Genomic DNA, 18,398 nt, shown 5'->3' with positions numbered 1-18,398 from the left:
CGCTACTTGCCGGTTGACTCCTGGCTGTCGCTGCCGCTGTCGGTGTCGCTGTCACTGTCGGCCGACTCCGCGAGGATCTCGTCCGGGACCAGCTCCGCCGCCTCCTTCGCGGCGGTCAGCAGGACGGTGTCCTGCGGGGCCTGGTCCGCGAAGTTCTCCGGGTGGTGGCAGGCGACCTGCTGGCCGGGCCGCAGCTCCACGAGCACCGGCTCGGTCGTCTTGCAGATCTCCGTCGCCTTCCAGCACCGGGTGTGGAAGCGGCAGCCGCTCGGCGGGGAGATCGGCGAGGGCACGTCGCCCTTGAGCAGGATCCGGTCGCTCTTGGCGTTCCTGCGCCGCGGGTCCGGGATCGGCACCGCCGACATGAGCGCCTTGGTGTACGGGTGCATCGGCGACTTGTAGAGCAGGTCCCGGTCGGCCAGCTCCACGATCTTGCCGAGGTACATCACCGCGATGCGGTCCGAGACGTGCCGGACCACCGAGAGGTCGTGCGCGATGATCACGTACGTCAGGCCCAGCTCCCGCTGGAGGTCGTCCAGCAGGTTGACGACCTGGGCCTGGATCGACACGTCCAGCGCCGAGACCGGCTCGTCGGCCACGACCAGCTTCGGGTTCAGGGCGAGCGCGCGGGCGATGCCGATGCGCTGGCGCTGACCGCCGGAGAACTCGTGCGGGTAGCGGTTGTAGTGCTCGGGGTTGAGGCCCACGACCGACAGCAGCCGCTGCACTTCCTTCTTGATGCCGCCCTCGGGCTCGACGCCCTGGAGCTTGAAGGGAGCGCCGATGATCGTGCCGATGGTGTGGCGCGGGTTCAGCGACGAGTACGGGTCCTGGAAGATCATCTGCACGTCGCGGCGCAGCGGACGCATGCCGCTGACCCCGAGGTGCGTGATGTCCTTGCCCTGGAACTCGATCTTGCCGGCCGTCGGCTCCAGCAGCCGGGTGATCAGCCGGCCCATGGTGGACTTGCCGCAGCCGGACTCGCCCACGACGCCGAGGGTTTCGCCGGAGCGGACCTCGAAGTCGATGCCGTCGACCGCGTGCACCGCCCCGGCCTGCCGCTGGAGCAGGCCCTTCTTGATCGGGAAGTGCTTCTGCAGCCCGGTGACCTTCAGCAGCACCTCGCCGGGGGCGGCGTCCTTGGTGAGGGTCGCGCCCTGCTCCGTCGGAGCGTCGGCCTGCGCGGGAATCGTCACCGCTTTCTCGTCGTCACTCACAGCTTCGGCGCAATCTCTTCGGTCCAGATCCGCTCCCGCTGCTCCGTGCCCAGGTGGCAGGCGGCCCAGTGCCGGCTGCCGACCTCGGCCAGCTCGGGCCGGACGGTGCGGGTCACGTTGTCCTTCGGGAGGTCCGCGTACGGGCAGCGCGGGTTGAAGGCGCAGCCGGACGGGATGTTGATCAGCGAGGGCGGGGAGCCCTTGACCGGGATCAGGCGCTCCTGCTGCTCGCGGTCCAGCCGCGGCATCGAGCCGAGCAGACCCCAGGTGTAGGGGTGCCGGGGCTCGTAGAACACCTTGTCGGCCGGACCCCGCTCGACGCAGCGCCCGCCGTACATCACCAGGATGTCGTCGGCGAGTTCGGCGACGACGCCCAGGTCGTGGGTGATGACGACGACCGCGGAGCCGAACTCCTTCTGCAGGTCCCGGATGAGGTCGAGGATCTGCGCCTGGACGGTCACGTCCAGGGCGGTCGTCGGCTCGTCCGCGATCAGCAGCTCGGGGTTGTTGACCAGCGACATCGCGATCATCGCGCGCTGGCGCATACCGCCGGAGAACTCGTGCGGGTAGCTGTCGGCGCGCTTGTCGGGCTGCGGGATGCCCACCCGGTCGAGCATCTCGACCGCACGGCGCTTGGCGGTCTTCTTGTCGACGTCGTGGTGGATCCGGTACGCCTCCACGATCTGCTGGCCGATCGTGTAGTACGGGTGCAGCGCCGACAGCGGGTCCTGGAAGATCATCGCCATCTGCCGGCCGCGCAGCTTGCGCACGTGGTCCGGGTCGGCGGACAGCAGCTCGGTGCCGTCCAGCCAGATCTCGCCGGAGATCTGCGCCTTGCGCTTGCCGTACTGGCCGGCGGTGTGCAGGCCCATGATGCCGAGCGAGGTCACCGACTTGCCGGAGCCGGACTCGCCCACGATGCCGAGGGTCTTGCCCTTCTCCAACTGGAAGCTGAGCCCGTCGACGGACTTGACCAGACCGTCGTCGGTGGGGAAGTGCACCTTGAGGTCGCGCACTTCGAGGAAGGAGGTCGGCGCGGGCGAGGCGGGGGTGGGCTCGCCCACGGCCGCTCCGCTCTTGCTGAGTTCGGTCACGAGAGCCTCACTCGGGGGTCGATCACGGCGTACAGGATGTCCACCACGAGGTTGGCGACGAGCACCGCCAGAGAAGTGATCAGGGTGACGCCCAGGATGATGGGCAGGTCCTGGTTCTTGATGGCGTTGAGCACCGCCTGGCCGAGACCGGGCAGGTTGAACGCCGTCTCGGTCAGGATCGCGCCGCCGATGAGGGCGCCGAGGTCCATGCCGAGCATGGTGAGCAGCGGAGTCATCGTGGAGCGCATGGCGTGCTTGCCGATGACGGTCCGCTCCTTGAGGCCCTTGGCGCGGGCGGTGCGGATGTAGTCCTCGCCGAGGATCTCCAGCATGGTGGCCCGGGTGATGCGGGCATACATGGCCGCGTACAGGAACGCGAGGGTGACCCAGGGCAGGATCATCCCGCCGAACCAGCCGCTGAAACTGTCCTCCAGGGGCACGAACTGACCGTCGAACAGGTCCAGTCCGTAGACGAAGACCGACAGGGCGAGCATGCCGGTGAAGTAGATCGGGAGGGAGACGCCCGAGAGCGCGATCACCATCGCGCCGCGGTCCCACAGGCTGCCCCGCTTGAGCGCGGAGAGCACACCCGCCGAGACACCGAGGATCAGCCACAGCACGGCGGCGCCGAGCGCGAGAGCCAGGGTCACCGGGAAGCGGTCGGTCAGCACCGGCCAGACGGCCTGCTCGCTGCGGAAGGAGTAGCCGAAGCACGGAGCGGCGCAGTGGATGGAGTCGCCGCCGCCCGTGTAGGTGCGCCCGGCGAAGATCCCCTTGAAGAACTCCCAGACCTGGGCGTAGATCGGGTCGCCCAGACCCAGCTTCTCCCGCACGCCCTCGACCGCGGCCGGGTCGGCCTGCTTGCCCACGAAGCTCAGGGCGATGTCGACGCCGGCCCACTTGGGGATGAGGAAGAAGATGCCGAAGACCACCATGACGATGACCACGAGCATCACTGCGGCGGCGAACAACCGCCTGATGAGATAAGCGAGCACAGCTCTCGGCCCGCCGCGGACCGCGGGCCACCGGAGGTCTTCCGATGGCCCGCGATCACGCCGCGCCGGCCTTCACCTGCCTTTCGTGCCGTTCGGCGGGTGTGCCGGGACTACTTCTTCGGGTTCTTCAGACCGAGGTTGACGAAGTCGTACTGACCGCTGTAACCGTCGGTGGTGTAGACGTTCGCCAGGTTGTCCGAGCGCCAGTTGAGGAACCGCTCGAAGACGAAGGGCAGGTAGTACGCGCCCTCCATCACCTTGTGGTTGATCTCCGTGGCGATCTTGGTCTTGCCGGCGTCGTCCAGCGTGGTGACGTACGAGTCGAACAGACCGTCGATGGCCTTGTCGTTGATGAGCGCGTAGTTGTTGTTGGCGCTCTCCGCGATGTACTTGCTGTTCCACAGCGGCAGACCGAAGCCCTGGACGGACGGGAAGTCCGGACCCCAGCCCATGATGATGATGCCGTAGCCCTTCTTCTTCACGTTCGAGGGGCTGCCGATGATGCCGGAGGTCTGCGAGCCGTCGTACTGGTCGATCTCGGCGCTGATGCCGATCTTCTTCAGCGACGCCTGGAGGGACTGGGCGGTGGCCACCTCGACCGGCTTGTTGTTCCGCACCGCGATGGTGGTCTTGAAGCCGTTCGGCTGACCGCAGGCCTTCAGGGCCTCCTTGGCCTTGGCCTCGTTGCCGCTCTTGTTGGCACCGGAGATCGCGTACGGGTCGTACTTCTGGCCCTCGGAACCCGGGACGGACGGCGGCAGCATGTTGGTGCCGATGTCGCCACCGGCGACCGGGCCGCCGCGGGCGGTCTGGAGCGACACGTGGTCGGCGCCGAGGATGACCGCCTTGCGGCACTCGATGTTGTTGAACGGCGCGACGCTCTGCGGGAAGACCGCGTAACGGATGTAGCCGGTGACCGGGTTGTCCAGGTTGGCCTTGTGCTCCTTCAGGGCGGTGGTGCGGCCCTGCGGCGACATGCCGGTCTGGTTCAGGTCGAGGTCCAGGTCACCGCTGAGCAGGCGCTGGTCGAGCTGGTTGGCGTCCGAGAAGAACTTGATGGTGATCTCGTCCGGGTAGGCCTTGCGGACCGGGTCCGAGGCCTGCTTCCAGGAGGTGTTGCGGACCAGCTTGAGGTCCTTGCCCGGGCTGTAGGACGCGAACTTGTACGGGCCCGAGGAGAACGGCTTCAGGCCGTACTTGGCCTTGGTGTCCATGTCCTGGCGGACCGGCGAGGCCGAGACCAGGGCCAGCATCTCCTCGAAGTCCGAGTTGGCCTGCGGCAGCTTGAAGACGATCGTCTTGTCGTCCGGCGTCTCGATCGCCTTCAGACCCAGCTTGTCCGCGGACGTGTCCTTGTACGGGCCCTTGTACTCGCCCTTGGGGTCCAGCACGTCCTTCAGGTACGTCGGGCCGCCGGACACCACGTCCTGCGCCCACACGCGCTCGATGCCGTACTTCACGTCCTTGGACGTGATCGGCTTGCCGTCCTCCCACGTGGAGCCGTCACGCAGGGTGTACGTGTAGGTCTTGCCGTCGTCCGTGACCTTGGCGGTCGAGGTGGCGAGGTCCGGAGTGATCTCGGCGCCCGCCGCACCCGGCTCGGCCTTGTTCGTGACGAGCTGGCGGCTGTAGTAGCGCGCGAAGTTCCACATCATGCCGTAGTAGCCACGCGTGGTGTCCCACGAGTCGGCGTCCTGCGCGGCACCGAACTTCAGTGTGCCGCCCTTCTTGGCCAGCGAAGCCTGAGCGACCTTGTTGTTCGCGGCGTCGAAGCCGGCGGCGCCGGTGCTCGAGCCCTTGTCGTCGTCTCCGCCACCGCCGCACGCCGCCGTGGTCAGCAGCGCGGCGACCGCGGCGGCAGCGGCAAATGCCTGCTTCCGCCGCCCTGAGGTGCGTTGGGTAGTCACGATCTCGGATCCTCCGGATAGATGAGAGACCCCGTGTGAAGGCCACGGGACGGTTGGGGTGCTGGGGTGCTGGGGTGCCGTGATGCGGCGGTCGTTCGTCGGCGGTTCAGCGGTCAGCGGGACGCCTTCGGGTCCAGCGCGTCCCGGACGCCGTCGCCGAAGAGGTTGAAGGCCAGCACGGTGATGAAGATCGCCACACCCGGGACCACCATGTACATGGGGTCCGACTCGTAGTAGTCGATCGCGCTCGAGAGCATCTGTCCCCACGAGGCGGTGGGCGGCTTGACGCCGACGCCCAGGAAGCTCAGCGCCGCCTCGGTGAGGATGTTGGTGGGGATCATCATCGTCGTGTACACGACGATCGGGGCGACGAGGTTGGGCAGCAGTTCCTTGAACAGGATGTACAGCCGTCCCGCGCCCAGCGACCGGGCGGCCTCGACGTACTCGCGCTCACGCAGCGAGAGCGTCTGGCCGCGCACCACGCGTCCGATGTAGGGCCAGCCGAAGAAGCCGATGACCAGGATCATCACGAAGACACGCACGCTGGAGCCGGTGAGGCCCAGCATGTCGCTCGGCATGACGGAGACCAGCGCGATGATGAACAGGAGCTGCGGGAAGGCCAGCAGACCGTCCATCACCCGGCTGATCAGGGAGTCGACCCAGCCGCCGAAGAAGCCGGCGAGGATGCCCAGCACCGTTCCGAGGATCACGGCGACCACTGCGGACAGGAAGCCGACCAGCAGGGAGATCCGGGCGCCGTAGAGGATGCGGGCGAAGATGTCACGGCCGTTGATCGGCTCGACGCCGAGCAGATGCTCGCCGCTGACACCGCCCAACGAGCCCGTGGGTGTACCGAAGAGCGGGTCGATGAGGTTCTCGTGGTACTCGTTCGGGTCCTGCCCGAGCAGCCCGGTGATGACCGGCGCGAACAGCGCGATCACGACGAGGAAGAGCACCACGACGCCGCCCGTGAGGGCCAGCTTGTCCCGCTTGAGGCGCTCCCAGGCGATCCGGCCCAGGGAACGACCCTGTACGGCCTTGGCGTCGCCGGCTGCTACCGCCGCTTCCTCGGCCGCGCTCGGGGCCGCTTCCGCGGTCGGCTCGTGCAATGGTGCCGTCATCTGGCAGGGACCCCTCTCAACCGGCGGTAGCCGGCCCGCACTTGCCGCTGTAGCGGCGTGATCAGTCCGTAATACGCAGGGGAGAAGCCCCCCTGGTGCGGGAGTCTTCAACGCTTTGGCGATCTGTTGCCAGACTTGGCCGTGAATGGATGCGTAAACGTGATGCGGGTAGAAGGATTCCGTTATCCGGACGCCTGGTAACGCCCCTCGGACGCGAATGAATCGGGTCGGACCGGACAGAAACGGGATCAATCGCCGCCATCTACGCGCGAAGACATCTGAAACCTACTTCACGGTAGGAAACCAGAGAATCGGGAGGCGCGGGAGCGGCGGAAGGAGTGGGCGCGGCGAGAGGGGCGGGAGCGGTGGGTGAGGCCGCGGACGTCAGTAGCGTGCGCTGGGCGGGTAGCCGTAGCCGCCTGCGGGAGCCCCCTGGGCCTGTGCCGGGGCGTGGGCGTGGGCCTCGCGGTCGTAGAAGGGGCGGGCGTTGGCGCGCATCCACATCACGACCGGGTCGTACTCGTCGGTCATGGCGACCGTCGACACCGGCAGCCCGTCCGGCACCGCGCCGATCGACTGCTGCATCATCGCCCGTACGGCGTCCACGGCCGAGGGCGAGGAGTCGTACACGTCGAGCCCGAGGGCCAGGTAGGGCGCGCCCAGCGCGGGCTGAACCCAGGCGCGGCGCAGCGCGCGGACCGCCGGGGTGCGGTGGGCGTTCTGCGCGAGCAGGGCGTAGAACTGCGGGATCTCGATGCCGGGCTCGGACAGCCGCAGCGGGCCCGCGGGCTGGCGTTCCAGACCGGTGGCGATACGGCGCAGGTCCAGCCAGGGGATGCCGACGCCGCCGCCGGGGGCATGCGGGTTCAGCCAGAGGCCGTAGTGGTCGGGGTAGAGGGTGCGGGCCACGTCGACTCCGTCGACCACCTCGTACGAGCGGTTCCAGCCACTCGCGCTGAGCTCCTGGGCGGAGGTCACGCAGGGCGCGTAGCCGTGGCCGTCGACCTCCATGTTCCCGTACTGGGCGTCCGGGGAGCCGGCCTGGCCGTGCCACAGGAGCATCCAGAGCCGGCCGGAGACGGGGGTCGCGAGCGCGCGCAGCAGCGCCTCGTAGGCGTCGTAGCGCCCGGGCGTGACCTGGCGCAGCATGTGCTCGACCGAGCCGGTCGCGGCAGTGCCAGCGCTCACTTTTTATCGCCCCTTCGGGAAGTTGCCCTGCGTTGGAGTCCACCTTAAGCGCCCAAGGGCTCGGGGCTTGTGGTGCGTTGGCGGGTGCGGGTCGGTTGTGCCTTGTCGCGCCCCGCGGCGGAGCCGCAAAAGGACACAGCCCCGCGCCCCTGAGGATGCTGCCCCTGGCGGAGTTTGCTAGTAGCCGTTCGTGTAGAAGGGGCGGACCCTGTCCCTCATCCATTCGCCCACCGGGTCCTGGGTGACGTCCAGGAGGAGCAGGTTGACCGGCCAGGGGGGTGGGGTCCGGTTCAGGGCCCTGCCCAGGGCCTCCAGGGGGATCGCGCGCAGGTCGCCCTCCCACTGGTGGGAGAGTTCGACGCCGACGAACATCACCGGGTCCGCCGTCTCGATCGCGGCGAGGCAGCGGCGGGCCGTGCGGACCACGCCCGTGGCCTCGAACTCGGCCGAGGCCGCGGCCAGGAAGTCCACCGGGTCGTCCTGCCAGTCGGGCTCGTAGAGGCGGACCCGGCCGCCGCTCGAGGGGCCGTCCAGCAGGGTGCGGCCAGCCCGGCACAGCTCGGCCACGGCGGGCGGCGGCAGCGGGATGCCGACCGTGCCCTCGGGGTTCACCAGGATCCCCACCTGCGGGGGCAGCCCACGGGCGAACTCCACGGCCGGTGCGATCGTGAACGACATGTGCGAGCCGGCGACCTGGCGGAACTGCTCCTCGGAGCTGAAGACCGGCACGTAGACCTGGCCGTCGAGCTCCAGCGTGGGCAGGTCGAGGGGGCCGCTGTGCGGGCCGCCGCCGCCCGGGAGCGGCACCCAGACGAAGCTGCGGCCGAGCACCTCGACGATCCGGCCGCCGGCTCCGGGCACGCCGAGGGAGACGGAGAGCACCTCCTCCAGCTCGTTGCCGGGCCATCCGCCGTGCGAATGGGGGTGCGCCTGCGCCGGGAAGTCCGCGGAGAAGTCCGCCGGGAAGTCCGCCGGGGGGAAGTCCATCTGCCTACCGCCTGCTAAGAACTGCTCACTTCACTCTGCTGTGGCTGAAGGCTAGCGGGTGCCGGGGACAGTCCCCGAGCCTGCGGGCCCTCAGCCCGTGAAACCGATCCGGCGCAGTGTGTCGGCCGCGGCGCGGTCGAGCAGGACCGCCGAGCCGCAGCCCTCGGGCAGCCGGCCCTTCTCCACCGAGCGCAGCAGCCGGGAGGCGGCGTGGCGGTGGCGCAGGAACGCGTACCGGGAGACGCCCCGGCCGCGCTCGCGCTGGCCCTCCAGGGCGGTGTCGGCGCCGACGTCGAGCAGGAGCAGGTGGAGGGTGCCGCCGCGGCGGCGGGCCTCGCGGGCCAGCCAGTCGCGCACCCAGGTCTGCGTACCGCAGTCGTGCACGACGACGCCCTCGCCGCCGCGCAGGGCGCGGTGCAGTCCGGCGTAGTGGGCGAGGCGGACGAGGGGGCGGTAGAGGGCGTAGGGCAGGAAGCGCGGCGCGCGGGCGTCCCAGCGGTCGCGGGTGTCCTGGGAGTCGATGCGGACGCCGTTGACGGCCCGCTTCATGAGCGTGGACTTGCCGCTGCCGGGCAGGCCGGTGACCACGACCAGATCACGGGGGCCGAAGAGCAGGCCGTGCGGGCTGCGGCCGGCCCGCTCCCGCAGGTCGCGGACGACGGGCTCGGGCTGCGCGCCGCACGCCTCCCGGATCGGGGCACCGGGCTGCGCGGGCAGCGCCAGTCCCGAGCCGGTCGCGAATGCGGTGGTCCTCGCCGTGGTCGTCCTGTTCACCGTGATCGTCCTCCCCTGGGGTCAGGTAAGTCCTCATCCCCACCGAGCGTAAAGAGAAGGTAATGCGTCGCGCCTCGCGATTTCGTGCGCGTACCGACACAGGCCGGTTACAGATGCGGGCAGGCCGGTTACGGGTGGGGCGGGATGATTACGGATGGGGGCGGGCCGGTTACGGATCTGGCCTGCCGCGATCGGGGCGGCCCGTGCAATGATGGCCGCGCCAACTGCATACCGGCCGTTCGAATCCGCGCGGGAGAGTCCTCAGCATCAGCAGCTTCGCTTGGCTGCGCTGGGGCGCCGAAGGAGCAAGTCCCTCCCTTGAATCTCTCAGGTCCCCGTTACCGCGCGGGCGAGGCACATCTGAAAAGCGGGTCACCCTCCGGTGGCTCCACCCAAGGTGCAAGTCATGACCGACCCCGTCGCACGGGCTGTCATGACGAACCTCTCAGGTTCCGATGACAGATGGGGAGGAACGACCTCGCCGTCATGCCTTGGGAGACGACCGTCCGATGAGCAGTAACACCCCACTCCGTCACACCGCCCTCGATGCCCTGCATCGTGCGCTCGGCGCGACCATGACCGACTTCGCCGGCTGGGACATGCCCCTGCGCTACGGCTCCGAGCGCGACGAGCACAACGCCGTCCGCACGCGGGCCGGGCTCTTCGACCTCTCGCACATGGGCGAGATCACGGTGACCGGTCCGCAGGCGGCCGCCCTCCTGAACTTCGCGCTCGTCGGCAACCTGGCGGCCGTCGGAGTGGGCCGCGCCCGCTACACCATGATCTGCGACGGGGACGGCGGCATCCTCGACGACCTGATCGTGTACCGGCTCGCCGACGCGGAGTTCATGGTCGTCGCCAACGCCTCCAACGCGCAGGTCGTGCTGGACGCCCTGGTGGAGCGGTCCGCCGGCTTCGACGCCGAGGTGCGCGACGACCGTGACGCCTACGCCCTGATCGCCGTCCAGGGACCCGAGGCCCCGGGCATCCTGGCCTCGCTCACCGACGCCGACCTCGTCGGCCTGAAGTACTACGCCGGTCTGCCCGGAAGCGTCGCCGGTGTCCCCGCGCTCATCGCGCGCACCGGCTACACCGGCGAGGACGGCTTCGAACTGTTCGTGAAGCCGGAGCACGCCGTCGAGCTGTGGCAGGCGCTGACCGAGGCGGGCGAGGGCGTCGGTCTGGTCGCGTGCGGGCTGTCCTGCCGGGACACGCTGCGCCTGGAGGCGGGCATGCCGCTGTACGGGCACGAGCTGAGCACCTCCCTCACCCCCTTCGACGCCGGGCTCGGCCGGGTGGTGAAGTTCGAGAAGGAGGGCGACTTCGTGGGACGCGAGGCGCTCACCGCGGCGGCCTCCCGGGCCGAGGAGAAGCCCCCGCGCGTCCTCGTCGGCCTGGTCGCCGAGGGCCGTCGCGTCCCGCGCGCGGGGTACGAGGTCGTCGCGGGCGGCGCGGTGATCGGCGAGATCACCTCCGGCGCCCCCTCCCCCACCCTCGGCAAGCCGATCGCGATGGCGTACGTCGACGCGGCCCACGCCGCGCCGGGAACCCCGGGCGTCGGTGTGGACATCCGGGGCGCCCACGAGCCGTACGAGGTCGTGGCACTGCCCTTCTACAAGCGCCGGAAGTAGACCCGGAAGTAGACACTGGAGCCGGAGTCACGGCCCGGAGTCACGGCCAGAAGTGGACACTGGTCCGGAGTCACGGTCCGGAGTCACGGACCGAAGTCGCGTCCCCCGTGCGTGACCCTGCGCACGTTCGCGCTGCTCACGCACGGTTCCAGCAGACCCCCATTCATCAGCACTCCCCCGCGTACAGGAGAATTCAGGCCATGAGCAATCCCCAGCAGCTGCGCTACAGCAAGGAGCACGAGTGGCTGTCGGGCGCCGAGGACGGCGTCTCGACGGTCGGCATCACGGAGCACGCGGCCAACGCGCTCGGCGACGTGGTGTTCGTCCAGCTCCCGGAGGTCGGTGTCACGGTGACCGCGGGTGAGTCCTGCGGCGAGCTGGAGTCGACCAAGTCGGTCAGCGAGCTGTACTCGCCGGTCGACGGCGAGATCGTCGAGGTCAACCAGGACGTCGCCGACGACCCGTCGCTGGTGAACTCCGCCCCCTTCGAGGGCGGGTGGCTGTTCAAGGTACGGGTCGCGGGCGAGCAGCAGGAGCTGCTGTCCGCCGACGAGTACACCGCCTACACCGCCGGCTGAGGAGTCGTAGACGCATGTCCGAGCCCATCTCTGAGCCCGTCTCTGAGCTCACGTCCGTCCTGAACACGCCCCTGCACGAGCTCGACCCGGAGATCGCCGCCGCGCTCGACGCCGAGCTGAACCGCCAGCAGTCCACGCTCGAGATGATCGCGTCGGAGAACTTCGCTCCGCTCGCGGTCATGGAGGCGCAGGGCTCGGTCCTGACCAACAAGTACGCCGAGGGCTACCCCGGCCGCCGTTACTACGGCGGCTGCGAGCACGTCGACGTGGCCGAGCAGATCGCGATCGACCGGATCAAGGAGCTGTTCGGCGCCGAGTACGCCAACGTGCAGCCGCACTCGGGGGCCTCCGCCAACCAGGCCGCGCTGTTCGCCCTGGCCCAGCCCGGCGACACCATCCTCGGCCTGGACCTGGCGCACGGCGGCCACCTGACCCACGGGATGCGGCTGAACTTCTCCGGCAAGCAGTTCAACGTGGTCGCGTACCACGTGGACGACGCCGGTCTGGTCGACATGGCCGAGGTCGAGCGGCTCGCCAAGGAGAACCGCCCCAAGGTGATCATCGCGGGCTGGTCGGCGTACCCGCGTCAGCTGGACTTCGCCGAGTTCCGCCGGATCGCGGACGAGGTCGGCGCCTACCTGTGGGTCGACATGGCGCACTTCGCGGGCCTGGTCGCGGCGGGGCTGCACCCGAACCCCGTCGAGTACGCGGACGTCGTGACGTCCACCACCCACAAGACGCTGGGCGGCCCGCGCGGCGGCATCATCCTGGCCAGGAAGGACTTCGCGAAGAAGCTGAACTCGTCCGTCTTCCCGGGCTTCCAGGGCGGTCCCCTGGAGCACGTGATCGCGGCGAAGGCGGTCTCCTTCAAGGTGGCGGCCTCGGAGGAGTTCAGGGAGCGCCAGCGGCGCACGGTGGACGGCGCGCGGATCCTCGCCGAGCGGCTGACGGCGACGGACGCCCGTGAGGCCGGCGTGAACGTCCTGTCGGGCGGCACGGACGTGCACCTGATCCTCGTCGACCTGCGCGAGTCCGAGCTGGACGGGCAGCAGGCCGAGGACCGGCTGCACTCGGTCGGCATCACGGTCAACCGCAACGCGGTCCCGAACGACCCGCGGCCGCCGATGGTGACGTCCGGGCTGCGGATCGGTACGCCGGCCCTCGCGACCCGCGGCTTCACGGCCGAGGACTTCGCGGAGGTCGCGGACGTGATCGCGACGGCGCTCAAGCCGTCGTACGACGCGTCGCGCGACGCGGACGGCCTGAAGGCGCGGGTCGTCGCACTGGCGGACAAGCATCCGCTGTACCCGGGCCTGAGCAAGTAGTCAGCGGTCCGCATAGGTCACGTAGTTCACATAGTTCACGTAGTTCCTTTTTGTGGGGCGCCCCGCACACTCGTGGATGAGCGGGAACGGGGCGCCCCTCCCCCTGCACCACCCTGTATTGAGGAGTCACCGTGGCCATCTCGGTCTTCGACCTGTTCTCGATCGGCATCGGCCCGTCCAGCTCCCACACGGTCGGCCCGATGCGCGCGGCCCGCATGTTCGCGCGGCGACTGCGCGGCGACGGCCTGCTGGACTCCGTCGCGTCGGCCCGCGGCGAGCTGTACGGCTCGCTCGGCGCCACCGGTCACGGTCACGGCACTCCGAAGGCGGTCCTGCTCGGCCTGGAGGGCGCTTCGCCGCGGACGGTGGACGTGGAGGGCGCGGACGCCAGGGTCGAACAGATCAAGGCCGCCGGCCGGCTGAACCTCCTGGGCGAGCGGGAGATCCCGTTCTCCTTCGACGACGACCTGATCCTGCACCGCCGCAAGGCCCTGCCCTACCACGCGAACGGCATGACGCTGTGGGCGTACGACGCGCAGGGCACGGAGCTCCTCGCCAAGACGTACTACTCGGTCGGCGGCGGCTTCGTCGTGGACGAGGACGCGGTCGGCGCGGACCGCATCAAGCTCGACGACACGGTCCTGAAGTACCCCTTCCGCACGGGCGACGAACTGCTGCGCCTGACGAAGGAGACGGGCCTGTCGATCTCCTCCCTGATGCTGGAGAACGAGCGCGCCTGGCGCACGGAGGAGGAGATCCGGGTAGGCCTGCTGGAGATCTGGCGGGTGATGCAGGCCTGCGTGTCCCGGGGCATGTCCCGCGAGGGCATCCTGCCGGGCGGCCTGCGCGTCCGGCGTCGCGCGGCGATGACGGCCCGTCAACTCCGGGCGGAGGGCGACCCGTTGGCCCACTCCATGGAGTGGATCACGCTGTACGCGATGGCGGTGAACGAGGAGAACGCGGCCGGCGGCCGGGTCGTCACCGCCCCCACGAACGGCGCGGCCGGCATCATCCCGGCGGTCCTGCACTACTACATGAACTTCGTGCCGGGCGCCGACGAGGACGGCGTCGTCCGCTTCCTCCTCGCCGCCGGCGCGATCGGCATGCTCTTCAAGGAGAACGCCTCCATCTCCGGCGCCGAGGTCGGCTGCCAGGGCGAGGTCGGCTCCGCCTGCTCGATGGCGGCGGGAGCACTGGCGGAGGTCCTGGGCGGCAGCCCGGAGCAGGTCGAGAACGCCGCCGAGATCGGCATGGAACACAACCTCGGCCTGACCTGCGACCCGGTCGGCGGCCTGGTCCAGATCCCCTGCATCGAACGCAACGGCATGGCCGCGGTGAAGGCGGTCACGGCGGCGAAGATGGCCATGCGCGGCGACGGCTCCCACAAGGTGTCCCTGGACAAGGTCATCAAGACGATGAAGGAAACGGGCGCGGACATGAGCGTCAAGTACAAGGAGACGGCGCGGGGCGGGCTGGCGGTCAACATCATCGAGTGCTGAGGGGATGGGCCCTGACCAGCGCGTTCGCAACTTTCGGCGCTGTCGGGGCCTTTCCTGCTTACGCGGCGGAAAGTCCCCGGAAAGTCCCTGTGACAGGCTTGAAAGTCCCCGAAAAGTCCCCAGGAAATCCCACGAGCTGGGCGCTTGACCTGGGGGTTCGTGGCACCCTCGATCACGGTTCCGATCCGCTCTGACCGCCGACCGTCGCGAGGATGTATCAAATCGATCCCCTGAGCCCGTTTGAGGGGTATTTCGATACATGAGTGCTGCGCAAAATTCGCGCCTGGAGCAGCGGCTGACCGGCCTCTCCCCTACATTCACGACGGCGCAGGCACGTCAGGCCCTGCTCTCCCCCCGCGATCTGGCGTACTTGGTCACGGAAGGCGAGATAGACGAACTCTCCCGCGGGGTCTACCGGCGGGCAGACGCCGCGGAGACCGCGCACGCGGATCTGCTGGCCGTGTGCGCACGGGCTCCGCGCGCCGTCGTGTGCGGTGAGTCCGCTCTGGCCCTGCACGAGCTGATCGACGACATCCCCGCAGCGGTACACATCGCCGTGCCGCGCGGTACACGCCGCCCGACGATTTCCTACCCGCCGACCGTGGTGGCGCAGTACGCCTCGAAGACCTTCGTCCTCGGCGTCGAACGGTTCGAAGCAGCCCCGGGAGAGACCGTCCCCGTGTACAACGCGGCCCGCAGTGTCGTCGACGCGATGCGCCACCGCAGCCGCATCGGCGAGACCCTCGCTCTGTCCGCACTCGGCCGCTACCTGCGCCGAGAGGGGCGCAGCGGAGTCAGCGAACTCCAGCACGTTGCACGCGAGTTGGGCACCCTTTCCATCATCCGCCCCGCCGTTGAGGCGGTGCTCGCCTGATGGCCAACCCCACACGCGACACCACCGCCGGCCGCGTCTGCAACGACCTGCGCAACCTGGCCCGCCGCACCAGCCGGTCCACGGACGAGATCATGGTCGAGTACGTCCTCGAACGGCTCCTCTATCGCATGGCGGTATCGCCCCTTGGCCGGGAGCACGTCGTACTCAAGGGCGGCCTGCTCCTCGCCCAGTTCGGCGCACGCCGGATGACCCGCGACATCGACATCCTCGGCCGCTCGTTCCCGGGCGACGAGCCGAGATCATCCGCAGGGTCGCCGGCGTCGCCGCCACCGGGATCGACGACGGAGTGACATTCGGCCCCACGACGCTCAAGACCGTCCCCACGGGTACCGGCCGTGCCTGGCAAGGTCGTACCCCGTGGTGCGGCTGAGGGACAGCGCACGTTTGGTGATCACCGAAGATCTGTACCCAGCGAGGCGATCTACCATCTGCCTCCAGTCAAGCCGTGGCGCCGCAGAATCACCCCACCCAATAACAAGAGTTTTGTTAATATGGCTCCATGCCCACCACCCCCGAGCCCGCTCCCGGCGAAGGTCCCGTCCGCCCGGTCTCCGTCTCCCTCCACGAAGGCACCATCGCGGCACTCAAGGCACGAACCGGCAAGCGCGGCATGTCCGCCTACGTCGAAGGCCTCATCCAGCGCCAACTGGAACGCGACCGGCTGCGCGAACTCATCGAGGACGCCGAAGCCGAGCACGGCCCGGTCGACCAGGCTGCGGTCGATGCCAAGCGAGCGCTCCTGCGCGGCGACGCGGCCGGCTCGGCGGACGCCGCGTGAGCGGCACCCTTGTCCTGGACTGCGAAGGCCTGTCCAAGCTCGTACGACGCACACCCGAACTCACCGAATGGCTCGCCGCCGCCGAAGCCGAGGACATCCGCGTCATCACCAGCTCCGTCACCCTCGTCGAAGCCCGCGACCCCAAGACCAACCAGGCCCGCTTCGACTACGCCGTCTCGCGCGTCAACATCGTCCCGCCCACCGAAGCCATCGCCCGCCACGCGAGCAAGCTGCTCGCCGCGGCTAGCCTGCATGGCCACAAGTACGCCCTCGACGCCATCGTGGCCGCCACCGCACTCGCCTCACCCGCTCCCGTGACCGTCCTGACGTCAGACCCCGAAGACATCCACGTGCTGTGTGGCCCCCACATCGGCGTGATCAAAGTCTGATTGTCTCCACCGCCCTTCCGCAAAAGGGGATCTGCGACACGACTTACGACCGCTTGCCATCAGGAAGGCGGCCAGATTGTGCAGCACGGTGGAGGTTGTCGGCTGCTCCAGCGTCCGCGTCTCGGCTCTCCGTCGCTTCGCGCCGGGGGCGAAGAGCCGTCGGGTGCTGTTGACAGAGTGACTCGGTGTCGGCTGCGGGTGGGGTGGGGGGCGTGGCAGCGTGCGCGCCATGAAGGCTGCGTACATAGAGGAGTTCGGGGCGGCGGACGGTATTCGGTTCGGTGAGCTTGCCCCGCCCGTCGGCGGGCCGACCGATGTGATGGTCGACGTCGTCGCCACGACGGTCAATCCGGTGGACACCTTCGTTCGTTCCGGGGCCTGGCGGACGCCGGTGACCTTTCCGTTCGTCGTCGGACGGGACGTGGTCGGCACGGTCGCCGCCATCGGTGCGGGCGTGAGCGGCTTCACCGTGGGGGACGTCGTGTGGTGCAACAGTCTCGGTCACGGCGGACGGCAGGGGGCGGCGGCGGAGCGGGTGGTGGTGCCGGTCGACCGGCTGTACCGCCTGCCGGACGGGGTGTCGCCGGTGGACGCGGCGCCCGTGCTGCATCCGGCGGCCACGGCGTATCTCGCGCTGTTCACCCGGGGCGCGTTGCGCGTCGGGGAGAGCGTCCTCGTCGTCGGGGCCGGCGGGAACGTGGGCGGCGCGGCCGTCGTCCTCGCCGCCGAGGCGGGCGCGCGGGTGCTGGCCACCGCCCGCGCCGACGACGAGAAGTACTGCCGGGGTCTCGGGGCGGAGGGGTTCGTCGACTATCACGCTCCCGAACTCGCCGACCGTTGCCGGGAGTTCGCGCCCCATGGGTTCAACGTGGTCGTCGACGCGGCCGGCTGGAACGACCTGGAGACCGTCGTCGGCCTGCTCGCCTTCCGTGGGCGGGTCGTGGTGCTCGCCGGTCTGCGGTCGCGTCCCGTGCTTCCCGTGGGTCCGCTGTATCTCAAGGACGGGTCCGTCACCGGGTTCGTCATCTCGCGCGCCACGACCGCCGAACTCGCGGACGCCGCACGCACCTTGAACCGGCTGCTGGCACGGGGGCGGCTGCGCTCCCGGGCCGTCGAGGAGGCCCCGCTGAGTGCCGCCGCCGAGGTGCACGCCCGTCTGGAGCGGGGTCAACTGCACGGCAGGCGCGTGGTCTTGCGGCCAGGTCTCGACGCCACCTGAAGTCTGTCTGTCTGTCTGTCTGTCTGTCTTCCTATTTCCCTGCCTGACTGCGTCCCTTCCGCCTCGCGCCGCACCCCCTGCTCCGCCATGCCCGAATCCACCCGGCCTCCCGCGCCCCACCCTGCCTGCGACTTGACGGACCCGTCCGGGTTCCGTTGACCGGGTTCCTTGCCACTGGCGACGCTTCCGGCCATGACGGATACCGAACTCGAGAACACCGCGTCCGAGAACGCCGCGTCCGATGACGGCCCCCTCGACACCCCCCTCTTCCAGGTCAGCGCCGAAGCGCACGTCGCCGCCTCGCCGGACGACGTGTACGCCACCGTCAGCGACCTGCCACGCAGTGGCGAGTGGAGCGTCGAGTGCACCGGCGGGCAGTGGATCTCCGGCACCCCGGCGACCGTGGGCGCGGTCTTCCGCGGGGAGAACCACCGGCCCGAGAACGTCGTCGCCTGGGCGCCCGTCGTGCGCGGCGAGTGGACCACCGAGTCCGAGATCGTCGAGGCCCAGCCGGGGCGCGTCATCCGCTGGGCGATCCGGGACCGCGCCGGGCGGCGGCAGGAGAGCGTCTGGTCGTTCGAGCTGCGGGCCGCCGACGACGGCTGTGTCCTCGTGCACCGCTTCTGGATGGGCGCGCCCACCGAAGGCATCCAGGGCATCACCGCCGGCATGGACCCGGCGCGGAGGCAGGCGTTTCTCAGTGACTGGACGGCCAAGCTCACGGCGGACATCGCGGCCACCGTCCAGCGGATCAAGCACGTCGTCGAGAAGAACTGACCGAGAAGAACTGAAGGCGGACAG

Annotated in this window: 18 protein-coding genes and 2 riboswitches; of the genes, 10 read left to right on the top strand and 8 right to left on the bottom strand. The window is 69.5% G+C overall.

Annotation, left to right across the window (positions count from 1 at the left end; translation table 11 throughout):
- Positions 1-2: 2 nt before the first annotated feature.
- The 8 genes from OG352_RS30240 to OG352_RS30205 all read right to left on the bottom strand — a co-directional run bounded on the left by OG352_RS30240 (position 3) and on the right by OG352_RS30205 (position 9,283).
- Positions 3-1,217: an ABC transporter ATP-binding protein gene (locus OG352_RS30240; RefSeq protein WP_329221277.1), complete on the bottom strand. Its 1,215-nt coding sequence runs from the start codon at positions 1,215-1,217 to the stop codon at positions 3-5.
- On the bottom strand, positions 1,214-2,311 hold the full coding sequence (locus OG352_RS30235; protein WP_329221275.1) for an ABC transporter ATP-binding protein: 1,098 nt from the start codon (positions 2,309-2,311) through the stop codon (positions 1,214-1,216). Before OG352_RS30235 ends, OG352_RS30240 begins: the two co-directional genes overlap by 4 nt.
- A complete protein-coding gene (locus tag OG352_RS30230; protein WP_329221273.1) occupies positions 2,308-3,306 on the bottom strand; it encodes an ABC transporter permease in 999 nt (332 codons plus the stop codon). Before OG352_RS30230 ends, OG352_RS30235 begins: the two co-directional genes overlap by 4 nt.
- A 110-nt stretch (positions 3,307-3,416) precedes the next feature.
- Positions 3,417-5,213 carry an ABC transporter substrate-binding protein gene (locus OG352_RS30225; protein ID WP_329221271.1) on the bottom strand — a complete coding sequence of 599 codons (1,797 nt, stop codon included), beginning with the start codon at positions 5,211-5,213 and terminating at the stop codon, positions 3,417-3,419.
- A gap of 113 nt (positions 5,214-5,326) precedes the next feature.
- Positions 5,327-6,334, bottom strand: a complete 1,008-nt coding sequence (locus tag OG352_RS30220) for an ABC transporter permease (protein WP_329221269.1) — start codon at positions 6,332-6,334, stop codon at positions 5,327-5,329.
- Positions 6,335-6,718: 384 nt separating this feature from the next.
- Complete coding sequence (locus OG352_RS30215) at positions 6,719-7,483, bottom strand: enhanced serine sensitivity protein SseB C-terminal domain-containing protein (protein ID WP_329224022.1); 765 nt, start codon at positions 7,481-7,483, stop codon at positions 6,719-6,721.
- Between the two features lie 216 nt (positions 7,484-7,699).
- The gene (locus OG352_RS30210; RefSeq protein WP_329221267.1) at positions 7,700-8,509 is read right to left on the bottom strand and encodes an enhanced serine sensitivity protein SseB; all 810 of its coding nucleotides are present in this window, start codon (positions 8,507-8,509) and stop codon (positions 7,700-7,702) included.
- Positions 8,510-8,599: 90 nt separating this feature from the next.
- Complete coding sequence (locus tag OG352_RS30205; protein WP_329221266.1) at positions 8,600-9,283, bottom strand: AAA family ATPase; 684 nt, start codon at positions 9,281-9,283, stop codon at positions 8,600-8,602.
- 240 nt (positions 9,284-9,523) lie between these two features.
- A riboswitch (glycine riboswitch) is annotated at positions 9,524-9,637 on the top strand.
- Positions 9,638-9,755, top strand: a riboswitch (glycine riboswitch).
- A gap of 37 nt (positions 9,756-9,792) precedes the next feature.
- On the opposite strand from OG352_RS30205, the gene gcvT reads away from it, so the two are divergent.
- The 10 genes from gcvT to OG352_RS30155 all read left to right on the top strand — a co-directional run bounded on the left by gcvT (position 9,793) and on the right by OG352_RS30155 (position 18,374).
- Entirely contained in the window at positions 9,793-10,914 is a 1,122-nt protein-coding gene (gcvT, locus tag OG352_RS30200) for a glycine cleavage system aminomethyltransferase GcvT (RefSeq protein WP_329221265.1), read from the top strand.
- Positions 10,915-11,114: 200 nt separating this feature from the next.
- Positions 11,115-11,492, top strand: coding sequence for a glycine cleavage system protein GcvH (gene gcvH / locus OG352_RS30195; RefSeq protein ID WP_329221264.1), 378 nt, complete (start codon positions 11,115-11,117; stop codon positions 11,490-11,492).
- A gap of 14 nt (positions 11,493-11,506) precedes the next feature.
- Positions 11,507-12,817, top strand: coding sequence for a serine hydroxymethyltransferase (glyA, locus tag OG352_RS30190; RefSeq protein ID WP_329221262.1), 1,311 nt, complete (start codon positions 11,507-11,509; stop codon positions 12,815-12,817).
- A 131-nt stretch (positions 12,818-12,948) separates the two neighbouring features.
- Positions 12,949-14,316, top strand: coding sequence for an L-serine ammonia-lyase (locus OG352_RS30185; protein WP_329221261.1), 1,368 nt, complete (start codon positions 12,949-12,951; stop codon positions 14,314-14,316).
- A gap of 259 nt (positions 14,317-14,575) precedes the next feature.
- Entirely contained in the window at positions 14,576-15,190 is a 615-nt protein-coding gene (locus OG352_RS30180) for a type IV toxin-antitoxin system AbiEi family antitoxin domain-containing protein (RefSeq protein WP_329221260.1), read from the top strand.
- Positions 15,190-15,501 carry a nucleotidyl transferase AbiEii/AbiGii toxin family protein gene (locus tag OG352_RS30175; protein ID WP_329221258.1) on the top strand — a complete coding sequence of 104 codons (312 nt, stop codon included), beginning with the start codon at positions 15,190-15,192 and terminating at the stop codon, positions 15,499-15,501. The genes OG352_RS30180 and OG352_RS30175 overlap by 1 nt, the downstream gene beginning before the upstream one ends.
- Positions 15,502-15,710: 209 nt before the next feature.
- Complete coding sequence (locus OG352_RS30170) at positions 15,711-15,989, top strand: hypothetical protein (protein WP_329221257.1); 279 nt, start codon at positions 15,711-15,713, stop codon at positions 15,987-15,989.
- Positions 15,986-16,378 carry a type II toxin-antitoxin system VapC family toxin gene (locus OG352_RS30165; RefSeq protein WP_329221255.1) on the top strand — a complete coding sequence of 131 codons (393 nt, stop codon included), beginning with the start codon at positions 15,986-15,988 and terminating at the stop codon, positions 16,376-16,378. The genes OG352_RS30170 and OG352_RS30165 overlap by 4 nt, the downstream gene beginning before the upstream one ends.
- A 229-nt stretch (positions 16,379-16,607) precedes the next feature.
- Positions 16,608-17,597 (top strand): NADPH:quinone reductase, encoded by a 990-nt coding sequence (locus tag OG352_RS30160; protein WP_329221254.1) that lies wholly within the window; start codon positions 16,608-16,610, stop codon positions 17,595-17,597.
- Positions 17,598-17,789: 192 nt separating this feature from the next.
- Positions 17,790-18,374, top strand: a complete 585-nt coding sequence (locus tag OG352_RS30155) for an SRPBCC family protein (protein ID WP_329221253.1) — start codon at positions 17,790-17,792, stop codon at positions 18,372-18,374.
- Positions 18,375-18,398 lie beyond the last annotated feature (24 nt).

It is taken from the genome of Streptomyces sp. NBC_01485, from assembly GCF_036227125.1.
In the GTDB taxonomy this organism is placed as follows: domain Bacteria; phylum Actinomycetota; class Actinomycetes; order Streptomycetales; family Streptomycetaceae; genus Streptomyces.
Note: the sequence above shows the minus strand (reverse complement) of the source record. Positions and strands in the feature narration are given on the sequence as shown.